Annotated in this window: 9 protein-coding genes; 5 read left to right on the plus strand and 4 right to left on the minus strand. The window is 60.0% G+C overall.

What is annotated here, in order from left to right; all coding sequences use genetic code 11:
- Nucleotides 1-365: 365 nt before the first annotated feature.
- Nucleotides 366-1,985 carry a pyoverdine maturation tyrosinase PvdP gene (gene pvdP / locus ACA055_RS20615; RefSeq protein ID WP_497680323.1) on the minus strand — a complete coding sequence of 540 codons (1,620 nt, stop codon included), beginning with the start codon at nt 1,983-1,985 and terminating at the stop codon, nt 366-368.
- Between the two features lie 251 nt (nt 1,986-2,236).
- Between pvdP and pvdM the strand changes: the two genes are divergently transcribed.
- The 5 genes from pvdM to ACA055_RS20640 all read left to right on the plus strand — a co-directional run bounded on the left by pvdM (nt 2,237) and on the right by ACA055_RS20640 (nt 10,518).
- Nucleotides 2,237-3,586 (plus strand): pyoverdine-tailoring dipeptidase-like protein PvdM, encoded by a 1,350-nt coding sequence (gene pvdM, locus ACA055_RS20620; protein WP_497680324.1) that lies wholly within the window; start codon nt 2,237-2,239, stop codon nt 3,584-3,586.
- A 32-nt stretch (nt 3,587-3,618) separates the two neighbouring features.
- Nucleotides 3,619-4,899 carry a pyoverdine-tailoring periplasmic protein PvdN gene (gene pvdN / locus ACA055_RS20625; protein WP_497680325.1) on the plus strand — a complete coding sequence of 427 codons (1,281 nt, stop codon included), beginning with the start codon at nt 3,619-3,621 and terminating at the stop codon, nt 4,897-4,899.
- 142 nt (nt 4,900-5,041) lie between these two features.
- Nucleotides 5,042-5,920: a dihydropyoverdine dehydrogenase gene (pvdO, locus tag ACA055_RS20630; RefSeq protein WP_497680326.1), complete on the plus strand. Its 879-nt coding sequence runs from the start codon at nt 5,042-5,044 to the stop codon at nt 5,918-5,920.
- A 232-nt stretch (nt 5,921-6,152) separates the two neighbouring features.
- The gene (locus ACA055_RS20635) at nt 6,153-7,802 is read left to right on the plus strand and encodes a cyclic peptide export ABC transporter (protein WP_497680327.1); all 1,650 of its coding nucleotides are present in this window, start codon (nt 6,153-6,155) and stop codon (nt 7,800-7,802) included.
- A gap of 241 nt (nt 7,803-8,043) precedes the next feature.
- Nucleotides 8,044-10,518 carry a TonB-dependent siderophore receptor gene (locus ACA055_RS20640; protein ID WP_497680328.1) on the plus strand — a complete coding sequence of 825 codons (2,475 nt, stop codon included), beginning with the start codon at nt 8,044-8,046 and terminating at the stop codon, nt 10,516-10,518.
- 202 nt (nt 10,519-10,720) lie between these two features.
- Here the strand turns inward: ACA055_RS20640 and ACA055_RS20645 are convergent, their stop codons facing one another.
- From ACA055_RS20645 to ACA055_RS20655, 3 genes are all read right to left on the minus strand, one after another.
- Nucleotides 10,721-11,083 carry a DUF6124 family protein gene (locus ACA055_RS20645; RefSeq protein ID WP_497680329.1) on the minus strand — a complete coding sequence of 121 codons (363 nt, stop codon included), beginning with the start codon at nt 11,081-11,083 and terminating at the stop codon, nt 10,721-10,723.
- Nucleotides 11,084-11,440: 357 nt separating this feature from the next.
- Nucleotides 11,441-11,647: a hypothetical protein gene (locus ACA055_RS20650; RefSeq protein ID WP_497680330.1), complete on the minus strand. Its 207-nt coding sequence runs from the start codon at nt 11,645-11,647 to the stop codon at nt 11,441-11,443.
- Nucleotides 11,648-11,653: 6 nt separating this feature from the next.
- On the minus strand, nt 11,654-12,610 hold the full coding sequence (locus ACA055_RS20655; RefSeq protein ID WP_497680331.1) for an alpha/beta hydrolase: 957 nt from the start codon (nt 12,608-12,610) through the stop codon (nt 11,654-11,656).
- Nucleotides 12,611-12,745: the final 135 nt, after the last annotated feature.

Genomic DNA, 12,745 nt, shown 5'->3' on the forward strand with positions numbered 1-12,745 from the left:
CTGCTTGAGCAAATTGCGCATTCGGATTTAGAGCCACGCTAACAAGAACGCAAACGAATTGATGTCAGACGCTTCCCAAAATGCAGTTACAAATCACAGAAGTGCCCCTCAGTGGATTTGTAATGTTTTCAGGTACTGGATGTTTATTGGCCTTTCGGCTGCGTCGATGTATTGAGGGTGTTGCCTGGCGCTGAAAAGGCGAGTATTGCGTTGTACAAGGCGCTTGGCGGGGGGTGGCTGGCTTTGTAATGGTGGTGATTGATAGACCGCCTTCGCGAGCAAGCCCTCTCCCACAGTGGACCTGTGTTCGCAGGACTAATGTGGGAGCGGGCTTGCTCGCGAAGAACGATAACTCGGTCGACCGTTTAACTGGTAACCGGCTTGGCCTTCAGATTCCGCGCATACCAAGGCCGCTGCGGCACTTTGCGGAACAAGTCAGCCAGTTTTTTCTCGTCATCGCCAAAGGTAATCCGCAGCGCCAGTTTCATGGTCTCGGGGTCCATTTCCACCGATTTGCCGGTCTGCAGCCCCGGCGTGGTGCTGCACCCATGAGTGCTCGGGCCAAGCCACGGATCGTCGATCTCGACCCAGCGGCCAGGGGCAAACCACGCCACGCCGTTGACTTCCAGCCGACTGACCTCCCCCGGATGAAAACGCTCGTGCGCGCGGAACCAGTCTTCCAGGCGATCGTCGATCCAGCCGTGGAAGTGCCAGAACACCGGGTTCACATGGGAGGAAAACGGGTCGCCGAGGAAGTCGTTTTCCGGCGCATACCAACGCGCGGAAAAGTCCGCCGGATCCCGGGCGAACGGCACCGGCTGGCCATTGGACGGATCGCGGGGCACCGAGGCCCAGCGCATGTGCAGCCAGTCGTGCAGGCCCAGTTCAACCTCTGAACCGAACTGCCCCAAGGTCAGTTTCGACAGATAACGCGGGTCGCGGTACTGCGATTCCCAGACCTGGAAATTGCTGTGGTAGGTCTCGGCGGTCTTGATGTCGCTGACCCATTGCGAATACTCGGCATCGTCGTCGGCCAGCCAGGTCGGCGGCAGCGCGGTGCCGTCGTGGTTGTCGAAATAGTTGGCGAAGCCGACGCGATCACGGGCCAGTTCCGGCTGAGGCAACGGGAAATGCGGCCACGACGGCAAGTCCTGCATCGAGCGCGCCGTGCCCAGCATGTGCCGGTGCATGAAGAAAAAGTCCACGCCCGAACCATTGCGATCCTTGCGCTTGCCACGGGCATCGCGTTCCTTGTCCCGCGGGCCAGGCTGCCAGCCGATGCCACGCAGGGCGCCGCGTTGGTCTTCAGACAGCGTGTGCCATTTATCCCGGGACGCATGCCAGAGCTGGTGAAACAAACGATGCTCGGGGGACACCAACCAGGCCAGCAGCGGCGGGTTAAGACCGGTGCGTTCGCGGGCTTCAGGGAATACGCGTTTGACCGCGATAAAACGATTGTCCTGCGCCGTCAACATCAACGGACGATCCAGGTTCAACACCCGGCCACTGAGGCTGCCGCTGCCAGCGTTGCCGAAACTGGCCCAGACTTCATCCAGCCCCATGCTGAATTCGTAATCGGTTGTGCCGTTGACGCTAAGCAGTCGCCAGCTCAACTGCGCCGGTTTGACGCCGGCCAGGTCGCCGAGCACCCGGTAACGAGGTGCCTCGGTCGAACGCAAACGCTCGGCCGTGTCGAGGAACCCGCTCAGGCCGCGACCTTTATGACCGACGTCGAGGAACACTTCCAACCCGTCCCGTGGCAGGCCTTCGATGCCCGCATCACGCCCTTCGAAACGAATCTGCCAGACACCGCGCAAGGTGTTCGCCAAATGCTGGCCGGCAACATCCGCGACATCGAACGAAGCTTCGCCGGGGGTGATCGTCGGATCCGGTTTCGTCCATTCGCGATGCCCATAAAAAGCCGCAGGCACGGCGGCGCCAGTCAGCGCCAGGCCTGCCATGAACCATCGTCGAGAAATCGTCATTGCCCTACCTGTGTCAGCCATGAAGCAGGCTTTATCCAAGCTAGAACGTTTGTTGCCCCCATAAATTTAAAAGCTTCGCGAGCAAGCCCGCTCCTACATTGGACCGAGGCGTACACAGATCAAATGTGGGAGCGGGCTTGCTCGCGAAGAGGCCATCAGATTCACCTAAATTTTCTGGCCAGCCACTCGTTCTTCCCAGATAGCAAAGGCCTCTGCGCCTGCACCTCGACGGCGAACTGACTGAGATGGCAATGACAAAACCACGTTCGAAAAAGGCTCTTTACATCGGCCTGCCGCTGGCCCTGGCGATCAGCGCTGGTGCAGGCTTTGCCGCCTGGGATTACTGGTTCAAGGACAATCCCGGTTACCCGGTCAAGGTGATGAAACAGGCCGATGAACTCCACGAGCGCATCCTCTCGTTCGACAGCCACATCACCGTGCCGATGGATTTCGGCACCGCCGGCAATGAAGTCGACAAGGACGGCACCGGGCAATTCGACCTGGTCAAGACCGGACGCGGACGCCTGTCCGGTGCAGCCCTGACAATTTTCGGCTGGCCGGAAATCTGGAACGGCGACAACGCCCCTCACCGCCCCACCGCCGGGTTCGTCGACGAGGCACGGTTCGAGCAGGAAACCCGCTACAAAATCATCAGCACGATGGTTCGCGACTTCCCCAATCAGGTCGCCATCGCCTACACCCCCGACGATTTCCGACGCCTGCACGGCGAAGGCAAGTTCGCGATTTTCATGAGCATGCTCAACGCCTATCCGCTGGGCAACGACCTGAACGCCCTGGACAAATGGGCCGCCCGCGGCATGCGCATGTTCGGCTTCAGTTATGTGGGCAACAACGCCTGGGCCGACTCGTCCCGACCGCTGCCGTTTTTCAACGACTCGCGGGATGCCCTCGGTGGCCTGTCGGACATCGGCAAACAAGCCGTGCACCGCCTCAACGACCTCGGCGTGATCATCGATGTATCGCAGATGTCGACCAAAGCCCTGGAGCAAGTCGCCCAGCTGAGCCGTACACCAATGGTTGCGTCCCACTCCGCGCCACGCGGTTTGGTGGATATCCCGCGCAACCTCAGTGACCAGGAAATGCAGCTGATCAAGAACAGTGGCGGCGTGGTGCAGATTGTTGGCTTCCCGACCTACATCCGCCCGCTGAGCCAGGCCACCCAGGACAAACTCAACGCCCTGCGCGCCCGCTTCGACCTGCAACCATTGCAAGGTCTGGAGATGGCGCTGATGCCGGGCGACCCGGTGATCACCGTCTGGTCCGAGCAGCGTTTCGGCGAATACGCCAGCCAGCTCTACGCGATTATCGACGAAGAACCCAAGGCCACGCTCAAGGACTACGGCGACGCCATCGATTATGCGGTGAAGAAAATCGGCATCGACCACGTTGGTATCAGTTCCGACTTCAACGATGGCGGTGGTCTCGATGGCTGGAAAGACGTCAGCGAGGGACGCAACGTGACGGCCGAGCTGATCAGTCGCGGCTACGGCGAGGCCGATATCGCCAAGCTCTGGGGCGGTAATTTCCTGCGGGTCTGGGACCAGGTGCAGAAATCTTCCAAACCGGTGGCCAACCACTGAAATCCCCTCTTTTGCACAAGCGAACCGAGCTCATGACCAACCGTCGTTCATTCCTCAAGCAAGCCGGCATTCTCGCGGCCGGCCTGCCCCTGGGCGCTGCCGTGAATCTGCCGGCGCTGGCCGCCACGCCACCGGCACTGCCGCGGGACAAATGGGCGCAATTGCGCCAGCTGTTCAATCAGGACCCGGACTACCTGCACTTCGCCAATTTCCTGGTCACCTCGCACCCCAAACCCGTGCGTGACGCGATCGAAAAACACCGCGCCAATCTCGACCGCAACCCCGGCCTGGCCATGGACTGGGACTTAGGAGAAAACGAAAAGCGCGAACAGGACGTGCGCGTCTGGGCCGGTCGATATCTCAAGGCCAAGCCTGAGCAGATCGCCCTCACCGGCAGCACCACCGAAGGCCTGTCGATGATTTACGGCGGCATTCATGTACGCCCGGACCAGGAAATCCTCACCAGCGAACACGAGCACTACGCCACCAACTACGCCCTGGATTACCGCCAGCAAAAGGACGGGGTCAAGATCCGCAAGCTCAAGCTGTTCGAAAACACGCAAACCCTTTCGGTGGATGAAGTGCTGGGTTCGATCGCCAAAGGCATTCGTCCCGAAACCCGCGTGCTGGGCTTGACGTGGGTGCAATCCGGCAGCGGCGTGAAGCTGCCGATCGGCGAGATCGGCAAACTGGTGGACGAACACAACCGCAACCGCGAGGAAAAGGATCGCATCCTGTATGTGGTCGACGGTGTGCACGGCTTCGGCGTCGAGAACCTCGATTTCCCCGACATGCACTGCGACTTCTTCATTGCCGGCACCCACAAATGGATGTTCGGCCCTCGTGGCACCGGGATCATCTGCGCACGTTCAGCCGAGCTCAAAGACGTGACGCCGATTATTCCGACCTTCTCCGAAGCCACCACGTTCTCGACCATCATGACCCCCGGCGGCTATCACAGCTTCGAACACCGCTGGGCCGTGGACGAAGCCTTCAAGTTGCACCTGGAACTGGGCAAGGCCGAGGTGCAGGCGCGCATCCACGGGCTCAATACCTACGCCAAGAATCGTCTGCTGGAGCAGCCGCAGATCGAACTGGTCACGCCGAAAAGCCCGGACCTGTCCGCCGGTTTCACCTTCTTCCGGATCAAGGACCGGGACTGCGACGAAGTCGCGGTCCAACTGATGAAAAACCGCGTGGTCTGCGACGCCGTGGAACGCGACGTCGGCCCGGTGATCCGCATCGCTCCCGGCCTGCTCAACACTGAAAACGATATCGACCGCTTCATGGCCCTGCTAATCAAAACAACCTGACGCTGGCCTCCTGTGGGAGCGGGCTTGCTCGCGAATGCGGTGTGTCAGGCAACGTGATTGTCAAATGACACTCCCTCTTTGCGAGCAAGCCCGCTCCCACGGTCTGCCGTGACACCCCGCTTTCCTTTACTCGAGATAACTCATGGACAGAGAACTGTTGTTCCGCCCGCTCAAGGCTCTCACCCTGACAGCCCTCATGGCCGGCCTGCTGCCGGTTGCCGCACAGGCCGCCACTCACCCGCACCCCGGCAAAGTGTTCAAGGACTGCCGCGACTGCCCGGAAATGGTCGTGCTGCCCGCCGGCACCTTCACCATGGGCACGCCGGACGATGAAGTCGGGCGCGAACCCGATGAAGGTCCGATGCACGAAGTGACCTTCGCCAAGCCGTTCGCCATGAGCCGCTTCCACGTCACCGCCGGTGAATGGGACAGCTATGTGCGCGAAAGTGGCGTAACCATCGCCAACGGTGATACCCGGCCCGGTCGCGAGTGCGTCGCCAGCAAGCCGCGTTATCCGCAGAGCCCACGTCAGCCGGCGGTGTGCATGAACTTCGATGACGTGAAAAACTACGTGGCCTGGCTGTCGAAAAAGACCGGGCAGAAGTACCACATGGTCAGCGAGGCCCAGCGCGAATATGCCGCACGCGGCGGCACCAACGGTCCGTTCCCCTTCCCGTTCGATGAGGGCAAGGAATACAGCATCGCCAAGCACGCCAACACCTATGGCCCGGCGGACGGTTACAGCTACAGCTCACCAGTGGGCAGCTACCCGCCGAACGCCTTCGGGATGTACGACATGCACGGTAATGTCTATGAGTGGGTCGAAGACTGCGAACACCCGAACTACGTCGGCGCCCCCACCGATGGCAGCGCCTGGGTCGAGCCCAATTGCGAAGCCGTGCGGATTCGCGGCAACGACTGGGGTGAAGCCCCGGTGTTCTCCCGCTCCGGCAACCGCAACAGCCAGTACCCGCAAGAGCGTGGGGACTGGATGGGGTTCCGCATCGCGCGTGATCTCTAGGCCCGCCCCCCTCAACCTGTGGGAGCGAGCCTGCTCGCGAAGACTGTCTTTCAGTCGATAAAGGTGTCGACTGACAGTCCGCTTTCGCGAGCAGGCTCGCTCCCACAGGGTTATGTGTGGTGTCAGTGACTTCGGGACTCGCGATCACCGCCAGTCGGCCCCCTTCTAAATTAAGCCTTCCACCAGACGTTCTACTGGGTATCTGCCTTTACGACCCAAGGAACTGTCTTCCATGACCCAGCCAACCCGTGGCGCCATCGGCGAATTGTTCGCCCTGTTGAAACCCTTTCGGCTCATCGTCGCCGCGTCCATTTTCCTGGGCATGGTCGGCGGCCTGAGCGTCACGGTGTTGCTGGCGACCATCAACAATGCCCTGCATTCGGAAACCGGCCTGACCCAAGGCGTGGTGGCGTTGTTCGCCGGCCTGTGCCTGCTGGCGCTCGCCAGTTCGATTTGCTCCGACATCGGCACCAACTATGTCGGCCAGCACATCATCGCCAAGCTGCGCAAACAGCTGGGGGAAAAGGTTCTGTCGGCACCGATCGAGCAGATCGAACGCTATCGTAGTCATCGACTGATTCCAGTGCTGACCCACGACGTCGACACCATCAGCGACTTCGCCTTCGCCTTCGCGCCGCTGGCGATTTCCGTCACCGTGACGTTGGGCTGCATGGGTTACCTGGCGATTCTGTCGTGGCCGATGTTCCTGATCATGGTCGCCGCGATCCTGATCGGCACGGCGATTCAGGCCTACGCCCAGAGCAAGGGCGTACAGGGTTTCATGGCTGCCCGTGACGCCGAAGACGAATTGCAAAAGCACTACAACGCGATTGCCGAAGGCGCCAAGGAACTGCGCATCCACCGCCCACGCCGCCAACGCATGTTCGTCTCCGGCATCAAGGCCACCGCCGAGTTCATCTGCAACACCCAGGTGCGTTCGATCAATACTTTCGTGATCGCCAAGACCTTTGGCTCGATGCTGTTCTTCGTGGTCATCGGTTTGGCGCTGGCTCTGCAAACCTACTGGCCGAGCGCCGACAAAACCGTGATGAGCGGCTTCGTGTTGGTGCTGCTGTATATGAAAGGCCCGCTGGAACACTTGATCAGTACCCTGCCAATCGTCAGCCGTGCGCAGATTGCCTTCCGCCGCATCGCCGAATTGTCCGAGCAATTTTCCACCCCTGAGCCGCACTTGCTGCTCAGCGATCAGGGCAACGTCAAGCAAGCCGTGCATGAACTGAAACTGGCCGATGTGCGTTTCAGCTTCCCGGCCGCCGAAGGGGCCGCGCCGTTCCAGTTGGGGCCGGTGAATCTCACGATCAAGCAAGGCGACATCACGTTCATCGTCGGTGAGAACGGCTGTGGCAAGACCACGTTGATCAAGTTGCTGCTGGGTTTGTACACGCCGCAACACGGGGAAATCCAGGTCAATGGCGAGGCGATCGACGCGCAGAATCGCGATGACTATCGCCAGTTGTTCACCACCATTTTCGCCGACTACTACCTGTTCGATGACGTGGTCCAGGGCGATCAACACATTCCCGAAGACGCCAACAAATACCTGCAACGCCTGGAAATCGCGCACAAGGTCAGCGTCAAGGACGGCAACTTCACCACCACCGACCTGTCGACCGGCCAGCGCAAGCGCCTGGCATTGGTCAATGCCTGGCTCGAAGAACGTCCGGTGCTGGTGTTCGATGAGTGGGCGGCCGATCAGGACCCGACCTTCCGCCGCATCTTCTACACCGAACTGCTGCCGGACCTCAAACGCCTGGGCAAGACCATCATCGTGATCTCCCACGACGACCGCTACTTCGACGTGGCGGACCAACTGGTGCGCATGGAAAGCGGACGGGTTGTCACCGAACTGGCCACCGCCTGAACACTGTTTACCTGTGGGAGCGGGCTTGCTCGCGAAGAAGGCGTGCCATTCAACACTAATGTTGCCTGGTACACCGCCTTCGCGAGCAAGCCCGCTCCCACAGGTCCCGCGAACTTTTTTGCTTCTTCTGAAATTTATTTTTCCGGTTTCTTTCCGGTTTTGCGTTCGTGCCCCGTCTTAATAATCATTCTTATTAACAAAAAAACTCTGCACAACACTTTTTCAGGAGCTCAGGTAAGTAATGCGACCTCAAACACGCCGCACACCGCTCGCGCTGGCCGTACAGCGCCCGACTTTGCACCGCACCCTGTTCACAAGCGTACTGCTGACCGCCACCTTGCTGGGGAGCTCGATGGCCAATGCTGCACCTGTAAAAGTGAGTATTCCGGTCCAGCCGCTGTCCAGTGCGTTGACCGAACTGGGCATGCAAACCAACCTGCAGATCCTCTACAGCCCGGACCAAGTTGCCGGGATCAAATCCCGCGCCGTGTCCGGTTCGCTGGAACCGTCTGATGCCCTGAAGGCCCTGCTGCAAGGCACCGGCATCTCGTTCCAGATCAACGGCAACGGCGTCACCCTGGTGTCCGGCGGCGGCTCGAGCCTGCAACTGGGCGCGACCACCATTTCCGGCCAGGCCCTGGGCCTGACTACTGAAGACACCGGTTCCTACACCACTGGCGCGACCACCACAGCGACCAAGCTGCCGCTGACCCTGCGTGAAACCCCGCAGTCGGTCACCGTAGTGACCCGCCAGCAAATGGACGATCGCGGCGCCACGAGTGTCAGCGACGTGTTGCGCAACACGCCCGGCGTCACGATGCAGAAGTACGACAGTGACCGTACCGAGTTTTCCTCCCGCGGCTTTGCCATCACCAACTTTCAGTACGATGGCGTCAACATTCCCTACGACGGCGTCTACGGCGAGAACCCGAACAACAGCGACGACTCGGCCAGCCTCGACCGCATTGAAGTCATCAAGGGCGCTACCGGCCTGATGACCGGTTCGGGCGACCCGTCCGCCACTGTCAACCTGGTGCGCAAGAAACCGACCAAGGACTTCAAGGCCTCCGTCAGCGCCACCGCCGGCTCGTGGGACAACTACCGCACCGAAGGCGACATCTCCGGTTCGCTGACCGATTCCGGCAACGTGCGTGGCCGCTTTGTGGGCGCCTACCAGGACAAAGATTCCTACATCGACCACTACAGCCAGAAGAAAGACCTCTTCTACGGCATCCTCGAAGCCGACCTGACCGACGATACCCTGCTGACCTTCGGTATCGACAAGTCCAGCGCGACCCCGCGCGGCAGCTCCTGGACCGGTAACTCGCCGTTCTTCAGCGACGGCGGCCGTACCGACTTCTCTCGCAGTTTCAACCCGGGTGCCGACTGGAGCCGTCGTGATTTCGACAGCACCACCTATTTCGCCTCGCTGGAACAAGCGCTGGCCAATGACTGGAAACTCAAGCTCAGCCTCGACCAGAAAACCACCGATCACGATACGCGTCTGGCCTCGGCCAGCGGCGGCAACCCGGACCGCGCCACCGGTGAAGGCATGTTCCTTTACTGGGGTCGCTGGGAAGGTCATCGCGTGCAGAACACCGCTGACGTGAACGTCACCGGCCCGTTCACCCTGGGCGGTCGCGAGCATGAACTGGTTGCCGGTTTCATGGCCTCCCACTCGCGCCAGACCGGTGCGACGTACGACACCAGTGCCTTCGAAATGGTCCCGGGCAGCATCTACGACTGGAAAGGCAATCTGCCGGAACAGGAATTCCCGAAAAACGGCAAGTACGAACGCACCCAGAGCCAGAACGGTCTTTACCTGGCCACACGCCTGCGTCCGACCGATGACCTGTCGTTCATCCTCGGCAGCCGTCTGAGCACCTTCAAGTACAACGAAGATTACTCCTACTACGAAGGCTCGCCCCTGGCCGACACCCACGCCAGCTACAAGGAACATGGCGTCGTCACGCCATACGCCGGTGTGGTCTATGACCTGAACGACACGTACTCGGTCTACGCCAGCTACACCAGTATCTACCAGCCACAAATCTACAAGGACGCCAGCGGCAAGACCCTGGAACCGGTTGAAGGCGACAGCTACGAAACCGGCCTGAAAGCGGCTTACTTCGAAGGCAAACTGAACGCCAGCCTGGCCTTCTTCCGCATCGAGCAAGACAACGTCGCCCAATACGTCACCACCGACGGCACTGGCCAGGACGTGTACGAAGCCATCTCCGGCGCCACCACCAAAGGGGTGGAACTGGAACTGGCCGGCGAACTGGCGCAAGACTGGAACGTATCCGCCGGCTACACCTACGCCCGTACCCGCGACAAGGACGAACAACGCATCTTCGGTTTCCCGTTGTCCACCACCAAACCGGAACACAGCGTGCGCACGTTCACGACCTACCGTCTGCCCGGCGCGCTTAACCAGGTCACCGTCGGTGGCGGTATCAGCTGGCAGAGTGGTTTCTACGGCCAGACCTACAACCCCAACACAGGGGGTGGTGAAGGCGGTACCGTCAACATCAAGCAAGGTGGCTACACCCTCGTGGACTTGATGACCCGTTACGAGTTCGACGATCACCTGAGCTTCACCGTCAATGCCAACAACGTCTTCGACAAGAAGTACCTGACGGGCCTGGGCAACTTCGGCACCACCTTCTCCGGCGAGCCGCGCAACCTGCAACTCACCGCGAAGTATGATTTCTGAGTGCTGAGCTGAAATGAAAAATGCCCGTATCGCGAGATACGGGCATTTTTTTTGGGCGCGGGATTTGTGGTGACTGTGATGCCGTCTTCGCGAGCAAGCCCGCTCCCACAGTGGATCTTTGGTGGATACAAAACCTGCGTACGACCGAGATCAAGTGTGGGAGCGGGCTTGCTCGCGAAAGCGGTAGTCGCCCTACCAATGCCTACTCAGGCGGATCAAGTCTATCCAGCGCCCGATTCACCGCCAGCTCACCCAGCATGATGACCTGTGCAATCCCCAGCAGGGTGTTGCGACTCGGCCCTTCAACATGATCCGCCAGATCCATGGTCATGACATTGGCCGAGGCCAGCGACTCGCACGCATGGGCCAGCAGGGTTTCGGTATCGAGCTCCGGGTTGACGATGAACATGCTGCTGAGTTTGCGCGGGATGGCTTTGATATCGGCAGCCGAGCCGAGGTAGTAATCGAGCGCGCGGTCGGCGGCTTCGTGGAGTTTTTTTGAATCGGGGCTTTCGTAGGGGGATGTCGGATCGGTGTCTGGCGGGTTGGGGGTTACTTTGAACATAGATGAAACTCCTAACAGATATAAGGAGCCATCACCTTCGCTACCAAACGATGGGTGGTGGCCATACGCAGGTTGGTAGACCGGGCGTTAGGAAACCGGCGCGCCCAAAGGCGCCCTGCGCATGACCACCATAAAGCCGAGACGAGAAATACTCGGCAAAAGGTGGTGCTGCACCTAACAAACAAACCCAGGCTACCAAACCCGATCACTGATTTTCAGCGACCGGGAAACGATAAAACCCAGGCCCAAGGCGCACAAGCCGGCGGATTCTGGCGTACCTGTAGGCAACGACGCAAGGTGTTGTAGCTTTCATGAAGTAACCTTGCGGGCGATTAAACAAGCGCGATCAAGCACTGTTTAATAATCAGTTTGTGGTGACTGAAATGCCGCCATCGCGGGCAAGCCCGCTCCACAGTTTTTTGAGTCGTGCTCAAGTCTTGCGGCCAACATAAATCCCTGTGGGAGCGGGCTTGCCCGCGATGACAACAGTTGCCACAACAAAAATCCCCCACCAGGCACAAAAAAAACGCCATTCCCTTTCAAAGAGATGGCGGTTTTTTTCATTTCATCTCACAACCGCGAACGCACCCACCCCGCCACTTCCGCGTGAATCCCTTCCACTTCACTCAGCAACCCACCCATGCGCATAAAGTCATGGGTCATGCCCGGCTGTTCCAGCAACGTCACGTCATTACCCGCAGCACGCAGCCGCTCGGCATACGCCAGCCCTTCGTCATGCAACGGATCATGCCCGGCCAGGTACACCAACGCCGGCGCCACGTCCGACAAGTCATCGGCCAGCAACGGCGAGCAGCGCCAGTCCGCCAAGTCTGCCGGCGTGCGTCCGTAATGCGCATAGAACCAATCCAGCGTCGGCGTTTCCAGCAAATATCCCTCGGCGAAATCCCGATGCGATGCGCGCTTGGTGGTGGCATCCGTCACCGGGTACACCAACAATTGCGCCTTGGGTTTCAACACCAGTTCCTCAGGTTCACGCACCGCCATGATCGACAACACCGTCGCCAAGGTCGCGCCAACACTGTCACCGGCCACGGCCACTCGCGTTGCGTCAAGACCACGTGCCGCGCCCTCGCGCACCAGCCAGTTGCCGGCATCGCACGCATCCTGCACCGGTGTCGGGAAACGCCACTCCGGCGCCAGGCGATAATCCACCGTCAACAACGCAAAACCACCCTGCGCCGCCAGCCGCCGGCACAGCGCGTCATGGGAATCGAGACTGCCGGCCACATAACCGCCGCCGTGGAAATACAGCACCACCGGTTGCAACCCTTCGACCGCTTGCCCGTCGCGATACAACCGCGCCGACAGGCTGTGGCCATCCCGCGCGGCGATGGTGAAGTCCTCGCAGGCGACGCTGTCGAGCGGCACATCGAGAAAGCCCGACGACGCCTCAAAATCAATCCGCGCCTGCTGCGGCGACAGTTCATGCATCGCGCGGCTTTTGCCGGTCATCCGGCCGAATTCGGCGAGTTCGAGAAAAGCTTCAAGTTCTGGCAACACAGCCATGGGACGAATCCTTTTACACAAAGAGGTCAAAAATCGGGTAATACAAAATTTTGAAACGAGCCTGAATCCTGTGGGAGCGGGCTTGCTCGCGAAGAGGGAGTGTCAGTCGACATTAATGTTGCTGACACACCGCAT

The organism is Pseudomonas sp. LBUM1657 (assembly GCF_059716075.1).

Excerpts from the sequence above, each read along its gene's own strand:
- pvdP (WP_497680323.1), bottom strand. The coding sequence starts at position 1,985 with ATGACGATTTCTCGACGATGGTTCATGGCAGGCCTGGCGCTGACTGGC.
- pvdM (WP_497680324.1), top strand. The coding sequence starts at position 2,237 with ATGACAAAACCACGTTCGAAAAAGGCTCTTTACATCGGCCTGCCGCTG.
- pvdN (WP_497680325.1), top strand. The coding sequence starts at position 3,619 with ATGACCAACCGTCGTTCATTCCTCAAGCAAGCCGGCATTCTCGCGGCC.
- pvdO (WP_497680326.1), top strand. The coding sequence starts at position 5,042 with ATGGACAGAGAACTGTTGTTCCGCCCGCTCAAGGCTCTCACCCTGACA.
- ACA055_RS20635 (WP_497680327.1), top strand. The coding sequence starts at position 6,153 with ATGACCCAGCCAACCCGTGGCGCCATCGGCGAATTGTTCGCCCTGTTG.
- ACA055_RS20640 (WP_497680328.1), top strand. The coding sequence starts at position 8,044 with ATGCGACCTCAAACACGCCGCACACCGCTCGCGCTGGCCGTACAGCGC.
- ACA055_RS20645 (WP_497680329.1), bottom strand. The coding sequence starts at position 11,083 with ATGTTCAAAGTAACCCCCAACCCGCCAGACACCGATCCGACATCCCCC.
- ACA055_RS20650 (WP_497680330.1), bottom strand. The coding sequence starts at position 11,647 with ATGAAAAAAACCGCCATCTCTTTGAAAGGGAATGGCGTTTTTTTTGTG.
- ACA055_RS20655 (WP_497680331.1), bottom strand. The coding sequence starts at position 12,610 with ATGGCTGTGTTGCCAGAACTTGAAGCTTTTCTCGAACTCGCCGAATTC.